Source organism: Aeromonas sp. S19(2024) (assembly GCF_041402625.1).
Taxonomy (GTDB): domain Bacteria; phylum Pseudomonadota; class Gammaproteobacteria; order Enterobacterales; family Aeromonadaceae; genus Aeromonas; species Aeromonas caviae.
Genome location: NZ_JBGLQU010000004.1, coordinates 363,534 through 382,954, shown reverse-complemented (window position 1 = coordinate 382,954; position 19,421 = coordinate 363,534). Strand labels below are relative to the sequence as shown.

Annotated in this window: 19 protein-coding genes; 4 read left to right on the top strand and 15 right to left on the bottom strand. The window is 58.4% G+C overall.

Annotated elements, in window-relative coordinates; genetic code table 11:
- Positions 1-14: 14 nt before the first annotated feature.
- Positions 15-401, bottom strand: a complete 387-nt coding sequence (gene rpsF / locus ACB037_RS11395; protein WP_005331771.1) for a 30S ribosomal protein S6 — start codon at positions 399-401, stop codon at positions 15-17.
- 236 nt (positions 402-637) lie between these two features.
- Here rpsF and ACB037_RS11390 point away from each other — a divergent pair, with 236 nt between their 5' ends.
- Positions 638-1,861: an Nramp family divalent metal transporter gene (locus ACB037_RS11390; RefSeq protein ID WP_319859520.1), complete on the top strand. Its 1,224-nt coding sequence runs from the start codon at positions 638-640 to the stop codon at positions 1,859-1,861.
- Between the two features lie 100 nt (positions 1,862-1,961).
- Positions 1,962-2,810, top strand: coding sequence for a hypothetical protein (locus ACB037_RS11385; RefSeq protein WP_180907168.1), 849 nt, complete (start codon positions 1,962-1,964; stop codon positions 2,808-2,810).
- 188 nt (positions 2,811-2,998) lie between these two features.
- On the opposite strand, the gene ACB037_RS11380 is transcribed toward ACB037_RS11385, so the two are convergent.
- The 5 genes from ACB037_RS11380 to rnr all read right to left on the bottom strand — a co-directional run bounded on the left by ACB037_RS11380 (position 2,999) and on the right by rnr (position 8,529).
- Positions 2,999-3,454, bottom strand: a complete 456-nt coding sequence (locus ACB037_RS11380) for a GNAT family N-acetyltransferase (protein WP_268451686.1) — start codon at positions 3,452-3,454, stop codon at positions 2,999-3,001.
- 67 nt (positions 3,455-3,521) lie between these two features.
- On the bottom strand, positions 3,522-4,724 hold the full coding sequence (locus ACB037_RS11375) for a lysozyme inhibitor LprI family protein (protein ID WP_201969735.1): 1,203 nt from the start codon (positions 4,722-4,724) through the stop codon (positions 3,522-3,524).
- Between the two features lie 94 nt (positions 4,725-4,818).
- Positions 4,819-5,382: a Crp/Fnr family transcriptional regulator gene (locus tag ACB037_RS11370; RefSeq protein WP_128271564.1), complete on the bottom strand. Its 564-nt coding sequence runs from the start codon at positions 5,380-5,382 to the stop codon at positions 4,819-4,821.
- 7 nt (positions 5,383-5,389) lie between these two features.
- The gene (rlmB, locus tag ACB037_RS11365) at positions 5,390-6,139 is read right to left on the bottom strand and encodes a 23S rRNA (guanosine(2251)-2'-O)-methyltransferase RlmB (protein WP_010673115.1); all 750 of its coding nucleotides are present in this window, start codon (positions 6,137-6,139) and stop codon (positions 5,390-5,392) included.
- Positions 6,136-8,529 carry a ribonuclease R gene (gene rnr / locus ACB037_RS11360; RefSeq protein WP_010673114.1) on the bottom strand — a complete coding sequence of 798 codons (2,394 nt, stop codon included), beginning with the start codon at positions 8,527-8,529 and terminating at the stop codon, positions 6,136-6,138. Before rnr ends, rlmB begins: the two co-directional genes overlap by 4 nt.
- 133 nt (positions 8,530-8,662) lie before the next feature.
- Between rnr and ACB037_RS11355 the strand changes: the two genes are divergently transcribed.
- Complete coding sequence (locus ACB037_RS11355) at positions 8,663-9,685, top strand: GGDEF domain-containing protein (protein ID WP_045523267.1); 1,023 nt, start codon at positions 8,663-8,665, stop codon at positions 9,683-9,685.
- Between the two features lie 61 nt (positions 9,686-9,746).
- Here the strand turns inward: ACB037_RS11355 and luxS are convergent, their stop codons facing one another.
- The 4 genes from luxS to ACB037_RS11335 are packed head-to-tail and all read right to left on the bottom strand — an operon-like array spanning position 9,747 to position 12,894.
- Entirely contained in the window at positions 9,747-10,256 is a 510-nt protein-coding gene (gene luxS, locus ACB037_RS11350; RefSeq protein ID WP_010673112.1) for an S-ribosylhomocysteine lyase, read from the bottom strand.
- Positions 10,257-10,274: 18 nt separating this feature from the next.
- The gene (locus ACB037_RS11345) at positions 10,275-10,877 is read right to left on the bottom strand and encodes a transglycosylase SLT domain-containing protein (RefSeq protein ID WP_049636455.1); all 603 of its coding nucleotides are present in this window, start codon (positions 10,875-10,877) and stop codon (positions 10,275-10,277) included.
- Between the two features lie 46 nt (positions 10,878-10,923).
- On the bottom strand, positions 10,924-11,262 hold the full coding sequence (glnB, locus tag ACB037_RS11340) for a nitrogen regulatory protein P-II (protein ID WP_005308848.1): 339 nt from the start codon (positions 11,260-11,262) through the stop codon (positions 10,924-10,926).
- Positions 11,263-11,271: 9 nt separating this feature from the next.
- Positions 11,272-12,894 carry an NAD+ synthase gene (locus ACB037_RS11335; protein WP_371175342.1) on the bottom strand — a complete coding sequence of 541 codons (1,623 nt, stop codon included), beginning with the start codon at positions 12,892-12,894 and terminating at the stop codon, positions 11,272-11,274.
- A 137-nt stretch (positions 12,895-13,031) separates the two neighbouring features.
- Between ACB037_RS11335 and ACB037_RS11330 the strand changes: the two genes are divergently transcribed.
- Positions 13,032-13,535, top strand: coding sequence for a GspH/FimT family pseudopilin (locus tag ACB037_RS11330; protein ID WP_010673109.1), 504 nt, complete (start codon positions 13,032-13,034; stop codon positions 13,533-13,535).
- Positions 13,536-13,548: 13 nt separating this feature from the next.
- Here ACB037_RS11330 and ACB037_RS11325 read toward each other — a convergent pair whose 3' ends face one another.
- The 5 genes from ACB037_RS11325 to pilV all read right to left on the bottom strand — a co-directional run bounded on the left by ACB037_RS11325 (position 13,549) and on the right by pilV (position 19,418).
- Positions 13,549-13,833: a TapY2 family type IVa secretion system protein gene (locus ACB037_RS11325; RefSeq protein ID WP_010673108.1), complete on the bottom strand. Its 285-nt coding sequence runs from the start codon at positions 13,831-13,833 to the stop codon at positions 13,549-13,551.
- On the bottom strand, positions 13,830-17,351 hold the full coding sequence (locus tag ACB037_RS11320; protein ID WP_233463034.1) for a pilus assembly protein: 3,522 nt from the start codon (positions 17,349-17,351) through the stop codon (positions 13,830-13,832). The genes ACB037_RS11325 and ACB037_RS11320 overlap by 4 nt, the downstream gene beginning before the upstream one ends.
- 65 nt (positions 17,352-17,416) lie before the next feature.
- The gene (gene tppD, locus ACB037_RS11315; RefSeq protein ID WP_069652206.1) at positions 17,417-17,860 is read right to left on the bottom strand and encodes a type IVa pilus pseudopilin TppD; all 444 of its coding nucleotides are present in this window, start codon (positions 17,858-17,860) and stop codon (positions 17,417-17,419) included.
- The gene (locus ACB037_RS11310; RefSeq protein ID WP_080988614.1) at positions 17,857-18,858 is read right to left on the bottom strand and encodes a PilW family protein; all 1,002 of its coding nucleotides are present in this window, start codon (positions 18,856-18,858) and stop codon (positions 17,857-17,859) included. The genes tppD and ACB037_RS11310 overlap by 4 nt, the downstream gene beginning before the upstream one ends.
- Entirely contained in the window at positions 18,855-19,418 is a 564-nt protein-coding gene (gene pilV / locus ACB037_RS11305; protein WP_134997696.1) for a type IV pilus modification protein PilV, read from the bottom strand. The genes ACB037_RS11310 and pilV overlap by 4 nt, the downstream gene beginning before the upstream one ends.
- Positions 19,419-19,421: the final 3 nt, after the last annotated feature.

Here is a 19,421-nt window from a genome sequence, read left to right as displayed (position 1 = left end):
CGGTGATCTAAGAATTACTCTTCGGAAGACGCTTCAACAGCATCTTCGCGACGCTCGTCGTCACGACGGGTGAAGCGCTCTTCCTTGGCCTTGGCCATCGGAGAAACTTCAGTCACGGCGTGCTTGGTGCGCATGATCATGTTGCGGATAACGGCATCGTTGAAGCGGAAGTTGGTTTCCAGCTCATCGATAACGGCCTGTTCAGCTTCTACGTTCATCAGAACGTAGTGAGCCTTGTGCAGCTTGTCGATCGGGTAAGCCAGTTGACGACGGCCCCAATCTTCCAGGCGATGAATGGTACCACCAGCGGTGGTGATAGCGCCGGTGTAACGCTCGATCATGCCAGGTACTTGCTCGCTCTGGTCCGGATGAACCATGAAGACGATTTCGTAATGACGCATTTTAGCTCCTTACGGATTAATTCAGCCTCCGCCCAGGTGCAGCCAGACCTCGGAGGCAAGGAACATAGTGATGTTTAGACGCTGCTTTCTAGGGCGGCGTATTGTACGAAATCACCTCTCCCACTGCAACTGGCGAAGCGAGATGTTTTTCTCGATGAGCCCGATACAAAACTTTAATTGATAACAATTATCATTTAGATCCATACTCTCCTCATATCCCCACGGAGGATGACAGTATGCAACCTGCGCTCACCACGGCCATCCCGGCCCGCAAATTCAAGCTGACCCTGCTCGGCCCCGCCTTCATCGCCGCCATCGGTTATATCGACCCGGGCAATTTTGCGACCAATATCCAAGCCGGCTCCACCTTCGGCTATCAACTGCTGTGGGTAGTGGTGTGGGCCAATCTGATGGCCATGCTGGTGCAGACCCTCTCGGCCAAGCTCGGTATCGTCACTGGCAAGAACCTGGCGGAACACATTCGCGACCGGCTGCCCAAGCCGGCGGTCTGGGCCTACTGGGTACAGGCGGAGATCATCGCCATGGCCACCGATCTGGCGGAATTCATCGGCGCTGCGGTCGGCTTCAAGCTGCTGCTCGGCATCACCCTGCTGGAAGGTGCCTGCATCACCGCCGTGGTCACCTGGGGGATCCTGATGCTTCAATCCCGCGGCCAGAAGCCGCTGGAGTTCGTGGTGGGGGGCCTGCTGCTGTTCGTGGCCGCCGCCTACATCGTCGAGCTGGTGTTCTCGCGCCCCCATCTGCCGAGTCTGCTGGAAGGGGTACTCTTCCCCGGTCTCCCCAATGGTGATGCTGTCTATCTTGCTGCCGGCGTGCTTGGTGCCACCGTGATGCCCCATGTCATCTATCTCCACTCGGCCCTGACCCAGCACACCCAGGAGCAGGGCACGGTGACCCAGCGACTGCACAGCACCCGGGTCGACGTGGCCATCGCCATGACCATCGCCGGCTTCGTCAACCTGGCCATGATGGCCATGGCGGCTGCCGCCTTCCACAGCTCCGGCAACCAGCAGGTTGCCGAGCTGGAATCGGCCTACCAGACCCTCACGCCCCTGCTGGGACCGGCAGCCGCCACCCTGTTCGGCCTCTCCCTGGTCGCCTCCGGCATCTCCTCCACCGTGGTTGGAACGCTGGCAGGGCAAGTGGTGATGCAGGGCTTCGTGCGCTTCACCATTCCGCTCTGGCTGCGCCGAGCCATCACCATGGCTCCCGCCTTCGTGGTGATCGCCATGGGTCTCAACACCACTGAAATCCTGGTGTTGAGCCAGGTAGTGCTGAGCTTCGGCATCGCCCTCGCCCTTATTCCGCTGCTGATCCTGACCGGTGATCGCGCCCTGATGGGGGCACATCGCAATCACCCCGTCACCCAGGCCGTGGGGCGCCTCATCGTCGCCCTGGTGATCGGCCTCAATGCCTATCTGCTGGTCACCACCCTCTAACGCCATCTTGAGGCTCATTGACCCGGGTTGATGAGCCTTTTCGCACTTTCGCGTATGCTGCCCCTTTCCCTTCTCATCATCTCGTTGCGGGAGCCCTGCCATGGAACATACCCGAGCCAGCTTCGTACTGGGCCACCATCAGGAACAGGCCAGCGTCGTCTGTTGCAAACAGGGGGATCCGACCCTGCTGGTCACCGACCTCACCCCCTTTCATCCCCAGAGCCACCTCTGGCCCGATCAACCCGGTGACGTGGGCACTGTGCGCTGGGAAGGGGGGGAAGCGGCCGTGGGCCCCTGCCGCATGGGCGCCATCAGTCCCGAGGGCGAGCTGTTCGTGGATACGGAGATTCCGGTCAAGCGGGGGGCGGATGGGTGGGCTTTCGTGGTGGTGCATCCCCTCGCCGGTTCCCATCACCTTGCCATTGGCTCGCCTGTGGAACTGACAGTGGATGCCGAGGCTCGCCATGCCCTGAGCCTGGGCCACAGCGCCTGCCACCTGGTGGCACTGGCCCTCAATCGGGCGCTCACGCCCTATTGGCGAAAGGAGACGAGCGAGCTGGACGCTCTCGGGCAGCCGGATTTCGACCGCCTCGCCATCCAGCACTCCCGGGTCGAGCCCAGAGGATCAAAGGAGCAGTACCGGATCGGCAAGAGCCTTCGGAAAAAGGGAATCAACAGCGAGGCATTACTGGCCGACCTCGACAGGATAGCGCTCCAGGTCAACGAGCAGCTGATGCGCTGGCTCAAAGAGGGAGGCGAGATCCGCCGCAGCCGGGCCGGTGATGCCATCATCGATTCCCGCTACTGGCATGGCATGGTGGACGGTCGGGAGATCACCATTCCCTGTGGCGGCACCCATGTGAGCAGTCTGACCGAGTTGGGCCAGGTTCAGGTGACGCTGGCCTCCAGTGAAGAGGGATTTACCCTCACCACCCGGGTCACCCCCTGAACCACCCCAGCCCTCCTGATGCCGCACCGCCCTGACCGGGGCGGTGTCCCGACAGAGAGACCGCAGGCAGATCAGCGCGGCGGTATCTCACCCCGGTCTGACGACCACATGGCCACGGGGTAGCAAAAAAACCATGCGATGCACCACGGATGAGGGGCCACTTGCCCCTTTCCTGGCGCCTGACGATGTCAGGCAGGCTCCCTTCGCATCCCCATGTGAGGGATGTCATCTTCCAGATACCCTTCCCCTTCGGCCACGAAACCATGCTGGCCGTAAAAACTTTGCAGGTGGGCCTGTGCACCGAGCCAGATGCTGTGTGCAGGCCAGCGTGCCTCGCACTCTCTGACCGCTTGCGCCAGCAGGCGGTGACCCAGTCCGCCCCCCCGCGACGTGGGAGAGGTGACCACGCGGCCGATGGCAGCGCCGCTGTCATCACCAATGCCGGGCGCCATGATGCGGGCATAGGCCGCCAGGTGATCCCCCTCACGACCGAGCAGATGCAGCACGCCGTCACGGCGATCCAGCCCGTCCAGATCCTGGAAGGGACAGGTCTGCTCCACCACGAACACCTCGGCGCGCAGGGCAAGCAGCTCATACAATTCATCCGTGGTGAGCTCACACCAGGGTTTCAGGATCCAGTTCATCCGCGACTCCATGTAAGGGGGAAAGGCGCAGCATAATCGATGCACCAACCTCCTTCATTAACCATTGTTAATGTGCAACACCCTCATCCCGGTCCCATTCTTCGATAAAATCGAGGCGCTGATTCAGCCAGATGGCCACGATGTTGTTCGCGGCGATGGCAGCGTTATGGACCGACATCCCCTTATCTTCTTGCAGCCAAGTCAATGTAATCTGGCGCGCCTCCGCAATTGCCTTGAGCATGGCCTCACGCTCGGCGACTGGCCATGCCTTCGCATCCCCATTGCGTATCCGTGGTTCAGCGAACGCGATAGACCTTCCAGCCTTCTCGAAGGTAATAAAATCTTCGGGGGCAAGATTGATGTGCAGCTCGTCTATCCGCCAATCGGCGAAGGTACCGAAAACCATGGTACCAAAAGAGGACGAAATGCTTTCCACCTGTGTATTGAAGAGCTGGCGAAGATGTTGCCAGGCCGGACGCAGGAACAGATCATTGGGAAGGGTGCAGTAAGGCGCCATGTTATCGCGGCTTGATCCCCAGAGCCCGCCAAAGGCGTCATATGCAGGCCAGCCAATGCGTTTAAAGATAAAACAGTGTCGCAGTGAGTCGGGATTGGATCGCTCTTCCAGCACCAGACGCAGCAGGGTCAAGGTTGCGCTGGCCCGGGTTGCGGGCTTCTCGTATCCCAAATCTGCGGCCATAGACGCGGTGTATTCGTCATTGAATCTGGCCAGTACTTGGGCATAGCGAGCACGCGCCTGCTTGTCGCTGACCCCGCTCGCTGGCTCAAACTGATGGAGATAGAGTAGCCACGCCGAGGCCTCAGCACTGCGGTAATCATTCAGCTTGACCGCCGCGGCGGCTGGATCGACCGGGATCAGTTGCACCGTATCGGTGAACACCTTGTCTTGTTGTGCGACCTGCTCGTCAAGCACTTTGATGCGGTGCGCCATGCTGTCTCGCAAACACTCTGGCAGTTGCGATGTCATCTTACTGCAGGCGTTACGCAGTTTAAGCCACTGACGCTGTTCGGCAAGCAGTGCATCCGCTCGAGATGAATCGGCACTATCACGAGCCTGTTCATAGCGATCGGCCAGCTGGCTGTCGAGTGCGCCTAGAGCATCTTGTTGGCAAATCGTGTGTTCGATGACTGTATTGGCCACCCCGCAATCAAACGAGGCAGCCTGTGCGGTGGCCGAACCAACACACGCCCCTGCAGTAGTCAGCAACCACAACAGATAAAAAGCAGATTGGGTAACAAACCTTCTCATATGTGCACTCCAGGACTCATAACGAACCGTGCACATCATACGGAGATTCTCGAGTAGCAACAGCGCTGTATGCCTGCAATACGCCATACGATGATCAGGGTGTATTTCGCATTCTCTTGCGGATGCGGCTCAGGCTGATGGGGGTGATCCCCAGATAGGCGGCAATCTGGTGATCCGGGACCCTGGCATCCAGCGCGGGGAAGCTTCGCAGAAAATGCTGATAGCGCGCCTCTGGACCCCCGGTCAGCAGCAACAGCTCTTTCTCCTCCTTGATGCGCAGTTGCACTTCAAGGAGATGGTGATACCAGGCGGGCCAGCAAGGGAGTCGGCGCAGATCCGCCAGCGGAAGAAGCTGCAGCCGGCAAGGCTCCAGCGCCTCCACGCTGTAGCGGGCGGGCTCACCGCTGAGCAGGTGGTGGAAGTCGAGAAACTCGTCCCCCTCCCAATAGAATTCCTTGATGTACTCGCGGCCATCCGCCAGCACCACCTTGGCCCGCAACAACCCCTCCTCCACCCTGACCAGCAGTGCCGGACTGTCACCGGCATGCCAGAGGCAGGTGCGAGGGGGCAAGGTCAGGGAGCGGGCAAAAGAGAGGAGGCGCTCGGCCTCCTGCTCATCTGCAACCCGTTCCCAGACAAAGGGGGGTCTGTCGGTCATCGTCTTGTCAGACGCGGCGCTGGCGCACGGCTTCGAACAGGCAGACACCGCTCGCCACCGAGACGTTGAGGCTGGATACTGCCCCCGCCATCGGGATGCTCACCAGCTCGTCGCAGTGCTCGCGGGTCAGACGGCGCATCCCCTTGCCTTCGGCGCCCATCACCAGCGCCATGGGGCCGGTGAGTTTGGCCTGATAAAGATCGTGATCCGCCTCGCCAGCGGTACCCACGATCCAGACGCCGCGCTCCTGCAGCTCGCGCAGGCTGCGGGCCAGGTTGGTGACCTGGATGAGCGGCACCACTTCGGCGGCGCCACAGGCGACCTTGCGCACCACGGACGTGAGGCCTGTGGCCTTGTCCCGCGGCACGATCACCGCATGCACCCCGGCGGCATCGGCACTGCGCAGACAGGCGCCGAGATTGTGCGGATCGGTCACCCCGTCCAGTACCAGCAGGAAGGGCGCTGTCTCTTGCGCCGCCAGATCGTCCAGCAGGCTGGCCAGGTCGTGCTCGGCCAGCTTGGGCGCTTCAATCACCTTGGCCATGATGCCCTGGTGATTGTTGCCTTCCGCCTTGTCATCCAGCGTCTTGCGGTTCACGCTCTGCACCCTGATACCGAGGGACTCCAGCTCGGCCAGCAGGGGATGCAGCCGCTCGTCATCGCGGCCCTTGAGAGCCCACACCTCGATGAAGCGCTCGGGGGTGCGCTCCAGCAGCGCGGAGACGGCGTGAATGCCGTAGATCAGTTCAGTACTCATTTAGTGCTCTTGGCCTTGTCGCGAGCCTTTTTGCTCGGTCGTCTGTTGCTGGGCTTGGCACGGCCACCCTTGTCGGATTTACCGCTCTCCTTGCCCTCTTTGCGTTTCTCGTGGCGCTGGGCGCTCTTGGCCTTCTCTTTCTTGATCTCGGCCTGCTTGCGCGCCATCTCCTTGGCGTTCTTGCCGGTGGCCTTGAGGGGCTCTTCCACCATCACGAAGTCGATCTTGCGATCGTCCAGGTTCACGCCCATCACCTTGACCCGCACCTTGTCACCCAGACGGTAGCGACGGCGGAAGTTCTCGCCGATCAGCTGCTGGTGCAGGGGGTCGAACTGGTAGTAGTCGTTGGTGAGGGTGCTGACGTGCACCAGACCGTCGATGTGGATCTCCGCCAGACGCACGAAGAAGCCAAAACCGGTGACGCTGGCGATGACGCCGTCAAACTCGTCACCCACGTGATCCAGCATGTACTCGCACTTGAGCCAGTCTGCCACGTCGCGGGTGGCATCATCGGCACGGCGCTCCGTCATGGAGCAGTGCTCGCCCATCGGGTCCACTTCTTCCAGCTGGTAGTGGTAGCCACCGCTCGGCGTCCACTTGTGGCGCAGGTTGCCCTGCTGCTCCTTGGCGGTCTGGTACTTGATCGCCCGGTGCAGGATGAGATCCGGGTAACGACGGATTGGCGAGGTGAAGTGAGCGTAGGACTTCAGGGCCAAGCCGAAGTGACCGATGTTGTCGGCCTGATAGATGGCCTGACGCATGGAGCGCAGCAGCATGGTGGAGAGCAGTTCCGCATCCGGGCGCCCTTCGAATTTGGCGGCCAGGTCGGCAAAGTCCTTCGGCTCGGGCTCCAGGCCCCCCTTGAGCTCCAGACCCAGTTCGGCCAGGAAGTCACGGAAGCCGGTGAGACGCTCCTCGCCCGGGCGGTCGTGCACCCGGAACAGGGCGGCGGCCTCGTTCTTCTCGATGTAGCGGGCGGCTGCCACGTTCGCCTGGATCATGCACTCTTCGATGATCTTGTGGGCGTCATTGCGCACCAGCGGTACGATACGGTCGATCTTGCGCTGGGCGTTGAAGATGAAGCGGGTCTCCTCGCTTTCGAACTCCACCGCACCGCGTTGATGACGGGCATGCTTGAGCGCCTTGTAGAGGTTGCTCAGCTCCTCGATGTGGCCCACCAGCGGATCATACTGCTGACGCAGCTTGGGATCCCCGTCCAGGATCGCCGCTACCTTGGTGTAGGTCAGGCGAGCGTGGGAGTTCATTACCGCTTCGTAGAACTTGTAGCCGGACATGCGACCAGCGGCGGAGATGGTCATCTCGCACACCATGCAGAGCCGGTCGACCTGCGGGTTCAGGGAACACAGACCGTTGGAGAGCACCTCCGGCAGCATGGGCACCACGAACTCGGGGAAATAGACCGAGTTGCCGCGCTGATAGGCTTCGGTGTCGAGGGCCGTGCCCGGTTTCACATAGGCAGAAACGTCGGCGATGGCGACCCACAGGCGCCAGCCGCCTCCGCGCTTGGCTTCACAGAAGACAGCGTCATCGAAGTCACGGGCATCTTCCCCGTCGATGGTGACCAGCGGCAGGGCGCGCAGGTCGATGCGGCCCTCTTTGGCCTTCTCCGGTACCTGCTCGCCGAGACCGGCGACCTCCTTGGTCACCTCTTCCGGCCAGGTGTGCGGAATACCGTGGGTACGCAGGGCGATCTCGATCTCCATACCGGGCGCCATGTTCTCACCCAGGACTTCCAAGACGGTACCGACCGCATTGAAGCGGGCAGTGGCGCGCTGGTTGATGCGCACGACCACGACCTGGCTCTGGCGAGCCCCCTTGTTCTCCCCTTCCGGGATGATGATGTCCTGGCCGATGCGGCTGTCATCGGGTACCACAAAACCGACGCCGTTCTCGACGAAGTAACGACCGACGATGTCCGCCTCGCGGGATTTGAGCAGGCGCACCAGACGCGCTTCCTGACGACCCTTGCGATCGATCTCGGTCGGCTGCACCAGGGCATAGTCGCCATGCATCAGGCGCTGCATCTCGCGGTTGTTCAGGAAGAGATCCGCTCCACCACCCTCGGGGCGCAGAAAACCGAATCCATCTTTGTGGCCAAGCACATAGCCTTTGACCAGATTCAGGCGATCCGGCAGGGCGTAACATTGGTTGCGGGTGAACACGAGCTGCCCGTCGCGCTCCATGGCGCGCAGACGACGTCGCAAGGCTTCCAACGGCTCTTCATCGGTCAGCTTGAGGACCTTGGCCAGCTCTTCCCGGGACATGGGTTTCTCATGGCCCTTGATGAGCTCCAGCAGCATCTCGCGACTGGCGATGGGGTTTTCGTATTTTTCGGCCTCGCGTTGGAGGAAAGGATCTTTTTGAGACATAAGCAGGCCTTAGGGTAGGTAATAACGCAGACATTATATCGGAGGGGGGAGCTAATGGCATCCATCGACTGCCTTTTGGCCATTCTCTCTGTCATACTGGACACAGTTTGCAGGTATGTGAGACTCGGAACTCATGAGCAAGGACTCGTTCGCCCAATCTGCCGCCTATTTGAAACAGGCGGTTCCCCTGATGATCAAGTATCAAATTCCCACCACGCCGAACAACTATCACCTTTGGTACAGCTATGTCTCCGGCGACATGCCCGAACTCAACCATGCCGTCGATCAGGCGATAAAACAACAGGGGACCTTCTCCCTGACCACCTGTGAGCGTCTCTACCACCAGCACCTTGCGGCTCAGGACGAGCAGCAGATCGAGGCGATGAAACTCAACCTGGCGGCCATGGCCAGCGAGCTGAGTCACTCGATGCAGGATGCCATCTCCGATACCGGGCTGTTTCAGGAGATGCTCGACAAGAGTTTCGACAAGCTGAGCAAGATAGACGACGAGGGGCTCAGCCTGGAAGACACCATGGGGATCCTGCGGGATCTCGTGCGCGAGTCGCGTGACGTACGCATGTCCACCCTCCACTTTCGCAACCAGCTCAGCAGCGCCGAGAAAGAGATAAAGGAACTGAAACAGGCCCTGAACGAGACGAGGAAGCTGGCCACCGAGGACCCGCTCACGTCTCTGCTCAATCGACGCGCCTTCGATCTCGAGATGGACAGCCTCATCCGCAGCAAGCAGCCCTTCTCCCTGATCCTGACCGATATCGATCGCTTCAAGAACTTCAACGACGAATACGGACATCTGCTGGGGGACCAGGTGCTGCGCATCGTCGGCAAGCGCCTGCGAGAGGCCAGCAAGGAGGGCATAACCGCCTATCGCCTGGGGGGTGAGGAGTTTGCCCTCTTGGTGCCAAACCGCGCCCTGGCTCTGACCCGCCAGATGGCCGAGAGCCTGCGTCGCGTCATCGAGCGGATGTCGATTCTGGATCGCAAATCCGGGCGACGCATCGATCACATCACCGCCTCGTTCGGCGTGGGGGAATACACCCCTCAGGAGACGGCAGACACCCTGATCGAGCGTACCGACAAGCTGCTCTACAAGGCCAAGGAGCTGGGACGCAATCGGGTGATGCCACTGCCCTCATGATCCCACCAGATGCAAAAAGGCCGGTCATTGACCGGCCTTTTTCATGCTTCCCTTCTCGGGATCAGAGGCTTTTCAGCTTCTCTTCCGGCAGGGCCAGCTCGTCATTGTGGTTGACACCGATACCGCGCTCCAGCACATGGCGGGCGATGGCATGGGCCTCTTCCAGCGAATGCATGCTGTAAGTACCGCACTGGTATTCGTTCAGCTCGGGGATCTTGCCCTGATCCTGCACGGTCAGCACGTCGCTCATGGCGGCCTGCCAGGCAGCGCCAACACGGGCTTCATCCGGCGCACCGATCAGGCTCATGTAGAAGCCGGTGCGGCAACCCATGGGAGAGATGTCGATGATCTCCACCCCATTCCCATTGAGGTGGTCACGCATGAAGCCGGCAAACAGATGCTCCAGGGTATGGATGCCGCGCTCGGAGAGGATCTCCTCGTTCGGCACGCAGAAACGCAGGTCGAACACGGTGATGGTGTCCTTGTTCGGGGTCTGCATGGTCTTCGCCACCCGCACTGCCGGGGCGGCCATGCGGGTATGGTCGACGGTAAAACTGTCCAATAACGGCATTTCTGACTCCTGATTTGGTTACCAGAACCAGCCCCCGCTGGAGAGCTGATCCTTGCATTGTCGATACTGGGCACCGTAGCGTTGGGCACGGGCCTCCACCTTGCGGGAGACCTTCATCAGCCATCCCTTGCTGCGGTAGCTGCCACGTCGATAGCCCCCCCAGCCTTCGTGATAATTGAGATACTGGCCATAGGCATCCCACTTGGACGTGCCATTGAGCCGCTGTGCCTTGTGAGTGTACCAGCCCATGAAATCGATGGCGTCGGCAAAGTCGTCGCGATCGCTCCAGCTGTTGCCGGTTTCCCGCTGGTAGTCGGCCCAGGTTTCGTCTTTCACCTGGGCATAGCCGTAGGCTGAACTGGCCCGCCCGGTGGGGATGAAGAGGAAATACTGCATCGGCGGCTGGGCATCATGCACGAAGGAGGACTCCTGGTACATCATGGCCATCACTACCTGGACAGGTGTCCCCCACTTCTCGTTCATCTTGAGCGCCGCCTCGTGCCATTCGGGTTTCTCCCGAAAGATCTGGCACAGGTTTTCCGGCTGGGCCGGCGGCCGGGTACTGCACGCGGTGAGTGCCATCAAGCACGCCGCCACGACCCCGATACGGTACAACGACATCAGAACGACAGACTCTTGCTGTTCATCACAGGGCACATCCACCACATCAGATCGCGTCTTCGTTCTCTTCACCAGTACGAATACGAATGACGCGTTCCACCTCGCAGACGAAGATCTTGCCATCGCCGATCTTGCCGGTACGCGCTGTGTTCTGGATGGCTTCCAGGCAGGCATCGAGATCCTCGTCCTGCACCACCAGCTCCACCTTGACCTTGGGCAGGAAGTCGACCATGTACTCGGCACCGCGATAGAGCTCGGTATGGCCCTTCTGGCGGCCGAACCCCTTGACCTCGGACACTGTCATGCCGTTGATGCCGATCTCGGCCAGGGCCTCGCGTACATCGTCCAGCTTGAACGGTTTGATGATGGCTTCAATCTTCTTCATGGTGACTCCTTACCAGTTCTGTTTGCCGAACCCGGACGTGATGGGATAGCGGCGGTCCTTACCAAAGTTGCGAGCAGTGATGCGGGGGCCGACGGCGGCCTGACGGCGCTTGTATTCGTTGAGATCCACCAGGCGGATCACCTTGCGTACCACCGCCTCTTCGAAACCTTCCGCCACCATGTCGGCGACAGACGCATCCTCTTCCACGTAGCGCTTGAGGATGGCATCCAGAATGTCATAGGGGGGCAGGCTGTCCTGGTCCACCTGATCCGGTGCCAGTTCGGCCGACGGGGGACGATCGATGACCCGCTGCGGGATCACGTACTCCACGCTGTTGCGATATTCGCACAGCTTGAAGACCAGGGTCTTGGGGACGTCCTTGAGCACATCAAAGCCACCCGCCATGTCGCCATACAGCGTGGCGTATCCCACGGCCATCTCGCTCTTGTTGCCAGTGGTCAGCACGATACGGCGGCGCTTGTTGGACAGCGCCATCAAGAGCACACCGCGGCAGCGGGCCTGCAGGTTCTCTTCGGTGGTGTCGCGGGCGGTGCCTTCAAACAGAGGTGCCAGCTGGGTCATGAAGCCTTCGAACATGGGTTCGATGGAGATGATGTTGAACTCCACCCTCATCCGCTCGGCCTGCTCCTTGGCATCCTCCACGCTCATTTGGGCGGTGTAGCGGAACGGCATCATCACCGCCTGCACCTTGTTCGCCCCGATGGCGTCGGCCGCAATGGCCAGGGTCAGCGCCGAGTCGATGCCGCCGGAGAGGCCCAGCACGGCGCCCTGAAAACCGTTCTTGGTGACATAGTCGCGCACCGCCAGCACCAGGGCCTGATAGGTCTCGGCCAACGGCTCCAGCGGCGCGGCGGGTTCCCGCTCCTTCACCGGCTGACCATCGGCAAAGCGCACCAGCGCCAGCTCTTCGGCAAACGGAGCAAGCTTGTGGGTCAGCTCGCCCTGGCTGTTGAACACTTTGGAGCAGCCGTCGAAGATCAGCTCGTCCTGGCCGCATACCTGGTTGAGGTAGATGAGCGGCAGACCGGTCTGATCGCAGCGTTCCGCCATCAGTTCGCGGCGGATCCAGGGTTTTTCCTGATCATAAGGAGAGGCATTGATGGTGAGCAGCAGCTCGGCCCCCGCCGCCTTGGCGGCCAGCGCCGGACCCGGCTGCCAGAGATCTTCGCAGATGAGCAAACCCAGCTGATGGCCACGGAACGGCACCACACAGGTATCGGTCGCCGCAGTGAAGTAGCGCTTCTCGTCGAACACCCCGTAGTTGGGCAAGTCCTGTTTGAAATAACGTGCCCGCAGTTGACCGCGCTCATAGAGAGAGGCCGTATTGTAAAGCGCCCCCTCTTCGCGCCAGGGATGGCCCACCAGAATGGCACATTGTCCCTGCCATGCCGCGATGCGGGACAGAGCGGCCTCGACCCGGATCATCAGGTCGGCGCGCAACAGCAGATCCTCAGGCGGGTATCCTGTCAAGGCCAGCTCGGAGCAAACCAGCAGATCGGCCCCTTGCTGATCGGCCAGGGCTGCTGCCGCCAGTACCTTGTCACAGTTATCTTCGATGGCGCCTACCGTCAGATTTAACTGGGCAAGCATCAGAGAGAGGGCTTTTGCCATGGCGATGCATCTTGAATTCGAAAATGATGGGGAATGATAAAGAAAAGGCGCTGGCTGTGCCAGCTCAACACTTGGGCTTTGCGCTGGTGTTCTGGCTGTCTGGAGATAAGATGTAACTAATCGAGGGAGATATTGCCATGATCAAGGACGAGAAAGGATTCACCCTGCTGGAACTGATGATCGCCGTCAGTCTGGGGGTCATCTTGCTTGGTATTGGTGCACCGGCCATGTCGAGCCTGCTCAATGAGAATGCCTTGAAATTTGAATCTCGCACACTCTTGAAATATCTGCGTTTTGCTCGTAGCCAAGCCATCGACAACCAGCAATCTGTCACTGTGTGCCTTGCCAATGCCAGTGACAATTGTGTCACCGCCAATCCGACCCAATTCCTCGTGTTCGTCGACGGTAATGGCAATGACATTTTCAATAACGGTGAGCAGATTCTGGCAAGAAGCCCTCAGCTATCTGACTCGCTGACTGCTGCAAACAATCGAACTTCCACTACCTTCAGCCCTGATGGCACCAGCCTGGGTACCAATGCCACCATCACGCTGTGTCGTTCAGGAAATGCCCAGATAAATCTGGTCATCTCTCCCTCCGGCCGCACCACCCAATCTACCCAGGCAAATATCTGCCTCTGAATGAAGTCCTTCGCTATCGCAGTTGACGGGCATCCTGTTGCTGACCCTCTTTTGACTGGAAATTTTCCTCCGCAGTGCGGCATTCCAGGATTTTCTTCACAGGCTGTACCGCACCATCCACCTCGTATCCTCTTTGTTTGAATTTATCCTGCACCGCCTTTGGCGTGTTGTCTGCCACAGTACCGTGCAGGACAACCTTCTGGCCGTTAACCAGCTCGACATAACACTTGATGTCCTCTGCCAAGACGGACCCGGATAACAAGAGGCACAAACCCAACACCCCGCTGCGTGTTTTCATTGCGCCTCTCCTTCGTAGAGGTAAATTTTCTTGGGCGACATATCCATCTCAGCCTCCTCTGCCCCCTGGTTGCACTCTCCTGCTCCGGTACAACGCTCAGGCTCACCATCCCCTTCATCTTTCAGGATGACCTCTTCCCCGACACCGCCTCCAATAATGCGGATCTTGGCATCGTCTCCTGCATGCACCACCAAATCGTCGGCAACCTTGTTCTGTACTTCGACATAACGCTCAGGTGTCTGGTTGCCTTCAAGATCAACCACATAACGGAAGGAACTGCCATAATGCATGTCTACCATGTATTGGCGTGCAGCCCCGATGGATTGAATGGTGCATTGCTGGAACGACTGCACTTGCGGCAGGAACGAGGTGAAGTAAAGCTTGCCCTGAAGTACGACCCCGGCCCCCATGGATTTCTCACCCGGTTCGTTCAACCAATTGACCCACCCTTTGGCAGTGGTAATTCCCGCCTTGGTCGCCAATATTCCATCCGTGTTTGTCTGGGCAGACAAAGGATCAGAGGTCACATCATAAAGATCAGTAATCAAGATGGGGCTTCTCGCCTGCGCATTGGCGGCACGCGGCACGACATCATAATCACGCAACATGAAATAGCCATTGCGGACGGTCGCTTCCGATGAGGGGCGATTGCGGTCTCCACTCCCAATCAGCACTGCATCAAAGGGACGATCCTGATAGGAATAGACCACATTCCCCCCCACAACGGTGCGGGTGACCTGCTTGTTGATGGTACGCACCACGATAGGCTGGGTGAAGAAACGGCGATCATCTGCTTGAGTGACATCCGACCCCAGGCTGGCAAATTTGAAGACGCTCCAGTCAGATTTGTTGGTGCCTGGGAGATCCATGCGCCAGATATTGCCCCCCGTATCACCCACATAGATGCGATCGACTTTGCCATCACCATCGCTGTCAAGCGTAGCTACCGACCCGGGCATACTGTCGGTCATCCCCGTGACTCTGAGGTTGCTGGTTGAAGTCGCAGCAGGGGTCGCACTGAATATCAGCGCCCCAGTATCGGCATTGACGATGTAGATACCTCTCCCCATGCTGTCACTGGTTCCCAATCCCAGCACGCTCTTGTTCACGTCATAACCGCCAGCAAAGATAAGCACGGGATCACTGACTCCCGGCACAAACGCGACTTCCGGCACCGACCAGGTCAGCCCCAGCTCACCAAAACCAGTCGTCAGACTGTTCAGACGCCACTTCAGTGTCGGCGTATCCGGGCTGGAAACGTTGAATGCATAATAGGCTTTGCCGCCGCTCCTCAAGCCGGTAAATACCCAGACAAAATCGCTCTCCGAGGATTTCAGCACCCCGTTGCGATTGGCATCTTTGATAAGGGCCACCGGAGAAGAGTCAACACCGTAGATATGTTCGGCTGATTCCGCATTGAGACGCAGCGCCTTCTGATTGGCCATGAACTCATAAGGTATCGCCGCCCAGCTTTCGTCTATGGTGCTCCCCATGTCCTTGAACATATGCAGGAAACCGGCATTGGTCCCAAACAGAATACGCAAGTCCGGTGCATCTGTCGGGTTACCGGATTGCGGGCCATAGTTCAGCACCAGGGGACGTGAGTGCAGGGGGTCACCCATGATATGGGCGCGGATCAGGGTTGATGTATCAAAGTCCTCATCGTCGACATCCAACCCCTTAGTCCAGTTGATCAGGGAATCGAGTTCAGTCGTCGTAACAGCCTGCATGAAGGTCATGAGCGCGGCTTCACTGCCAGCCTGCGTTACCAGATTTGCCTTGGTCAGCTGATCGAGACGGTTCTGGGCATTGTTGATGACATAGAGGCTGCGGTTGCTTTTCCCCGCCAACATCTCTTGCGCCCCACCTTCGGCCACAACGTTCCCGTCACGGCCGGATGACCAGAAAGTCTGGGCACTGTCGATGATGGTGCCATCAAACTTGATAGCAGGCAGTCCCCGGCTGTCAGCCACATAACCGTCAGGAGAAAAAATCAGTTTTTTCAGATTGCCCCGCCATCTGGGACCATCATCTGGCTCAAACATGGCGTAATAGATGTTGTTGAGACTGCGAGTCCGGTCAAAGTTGTTGCTGGCAATGGCGGGGGACACCAGCGAGGTATTGATCCGCAGGATCGCTAGCAGCGATGCCTTCAACGCATCACTCAAGGCAGAGGCGTTGGTTGCCGGATAATAAACGCCGCCACCACGACGGGCAGTTTCAGCAAGCAAATTACCGGCCCCGCTTATCGCCTCGTCACCAAACCCGACGGTAAAGGTCGTGACTGTCTGGGTACCAGGGGAAACGGCATTCACATCCTTGTGTTTCATATAACCCGCCAATGCGGCCAGATAGCTGCTGGACCTGTTCCCTGACCCATAAGTAACGGTAGTGCCATAAGCCGCTTTTTCATCGCTGGACAATGTATTTATCAATCCCTGGACAAAGGTATTGGCATCCCCATCCTGAGTCGGCTCTCCATCGGTGATGTATATGACGTAACCGTTGTTTGAGCAGTTGTCATAGGGGGCTTGATAGGTACCTGTTGGGCTTTCGGCGGTCGTATCTCTCGTGCCTCCTTGCAAGCCATAAACAACGCTTCGTCCCCCGAAGAAGCGATACGCCTCACTCAACGTCTCGCATAATGGTGTGTTGGTACTGGCAGTCAGTCCTTCGACCCTGTCGAGCAGGTCTTGTTCTCCGGTCTTGCCATTCGACAACGTGATCTCGCTACCCAGAATATCCCGGACAACTCTGCCGCCATTGGTACTGCTACTGTCATTCCTGTTGAAAATAGCCAGACCAAAATCAACCCCGGGGGCAGATGATATCAATCCTTTGACTGCATCTTTGGCAATACGCAGCCGGGATTCTATAGAGTAACCCGTAGGCCCGTAATACCACCTGATATAGTTGGCAGAATAAAGCACCACGGCCGTATTGCTGGCATTAACAGAGTCTCTTGTTGCCGCTGTATAAAACCATGAGCCTTGATTATTGCTGGTTTTATTGACCGGATACCCGGTGCCAACACTCCAAGTACCTGTGTATGGGTTGGCAGGGTTATTTGCGGTCACATCCTGCTTGCAATCGACCAAGTCGATGTTGTTTTCCTGATAACCACTAATTGAATACCAGCTTCCCCTCCCTCTCCCGGGAGGGTTGCCACTTGTCACTTCATAAGTCCAGACTTGCGACTGAAAATAACCGATACTTGCAAGAGGTCCCTTGGAGGTGGCACAAGCGTTCAGTTTGTCGGAGAAACGCTTGTTGCTATTAATAGCGGGAATGCTCCCATCTGTTGAAAAATAGATATATCGTTTAGTATTGCTTGTGTCGGGATCATTGCTCAAGGCTGGATAGACAGTCGCTGGATTATAAGCTTCCTTTATCTGTTCCATGGTGTCAGCCATACTGCCGGAGTTATCAAATATCAACAGCACTTTAGGTCTGAAATCACCAGCCTTATTAAAGTCGTATATAAAAAGCTCGGTGTCATCGGCTCGTGTTGACGTCATGCCAAAAACAAGACTGCACCAGCATAAAATTGAACCGAATCGTTGTAACCACATATCCTTCGCTCCTATTTTGTGAGCAGTGGCTGTTCCACACCCGCAGTCCAGGTCAGCGGGCGAGAATATTTTCCATAATTGACACCGGCCTGTAGCTCGACGTATTTGCATACAGGAATCACATTGTTGCTGCTGGCATCCACCTTGCGTTTGCAGACGGTTTCTGTGCGATTGGTGAGGGCAACATTGGCTGAATTGTTGCTGCTATTGACACTGATGGCAGCACTCGCCCCCAGCGCAGAACCCATGCCTGCAATCACCGTCGATATGTTATTGCTCTGTACAGCCGCTTCGATGATGCCTTCCAGTCTGTGCTCTGCCTGCCTGAAATTGGCCGCAGAACCTGCCATCTTGAGATCCTGCCCGGAGGACTGCATCACCACCACGGCGATCAGCGTCAGAGGTACCAGGATGATCAGAGCGACGATCAGGGCTACGCCATGCTGTGATTTCATGAACCACCTCCAGTCATGACCACCGGGTTGCGTAGCGACACGCTGCTCTCCAGCAGCAAACGACGAAACCCATCCCCATTGCCTGATACGCTGGTACTGCCTACCTGATAGATGTTGTTGTTCACATAGCTGCTGGATGCTTGCGATGATCGCACCAGAATAAAGACACGGGCAGCAACGACACGCCCTTCACTCCATTCCTGCTCGGTCACGTTTGTAGACGCGACATAGCGATCAATAACCCCATCGGCAACAGGAGTGTCGTCAACACCAAACAACACCGTCATGCGCTCAATCCCTTCCGCCATGGGGCCTCCGATCAGAACCGAGCCCCCATTGGCTGTCAGATAACGCTTTCTCAGTTCCGGGTTGCCTGCGGCATTGGGAGCGAGATAATAGATAAAGTGCTGATATTCCCAGAGCTGACGAGCCGGCATATCTGTCATCGTGGGCACTGTTTCTCCCCCTTTGAACATCAGCGCCGCTTGCGTCGTAGTAGCAAGATAGAAGCGATTACCAGTAGCTGCGGCATCGGCCAGGGGCTGCCCAATCAATCTCTTGATGCTGATGACATCCGTATTGGCAATACGTGACGTCACGGGAATACAGGCAAAAGCCCCCCCGTTAATCGCCCTGTTGTTGTCCACCCGAGCGACCCAGACCCCCCGATTTGTTCCCACGCTGGGTGGCAAGCTGCCACGCCCCAAATTGTCCAGACAATCGTTCGCCGAAAGCACCGTAGACCCGCTGCTGAGAGTCACGCCTTGCCCCGTTGCCATGGGGGAACCGGTGTAGTCCCCCCAGAAGCCCGCCCACTTCAGGTCCTGGGTCACCAGACGCATCGCAATACGTCCATTCTCCTGCAACTCGCTCTGATCGAAAGCATCCTCCGTTGTGGCACGGGAAGCCACGAAGATGCTCAAGCCGCCACCGACCAGAAATACGCCAATCAACATGGCAATCAACCATTCAATCAGGGTGAAGCCGCGGGCATTCATAGTGTGGTCGTCAGTACGAACTGACGCCTCTGTCTGTCTGCCGCATTGCCCAGCCCACAACTGTTGCGCACCGCAGCAACTGCACCGGCACCATCGGACAAAGACTCCCGCCCCTGCCAGAAGATCCCTATGGTCAAACTGTTGTTGGCGCCACGAATCACGCAGCCGACCGGAGATTGCAGAGGTGACGCGGCACCGGATACCGCGGTTCCCAGCAGGGACTGCTGCCAGTAGAAGAGGTCCAGTGCCTGCCGCTCTGTCCTGCTGCAATCTGACATGGTGCCATTGTTGTTGGCACAGCTCGGCATATCCAGGATCGCGTTGCCGGATACCACTGTCGTTCCCTGACCAGCCCAGCTGTCTTTGTTGATCCTGGCGCGTTCCACCAGATCATTGGCCAGCCAGTTGGCGATGGTGCGCTGACGCGCTTCGTAGCTGGAAAACTTGGCGGTAACCTGCATGGCAACCAATCCCAGCAAGCCGAAAGAGAGCACCACGGCCGCAATCATCACCTCCAGCAGGCTGAATCCCCTCGTGTGTCGATGGCGCAGTGGTTTCATCGC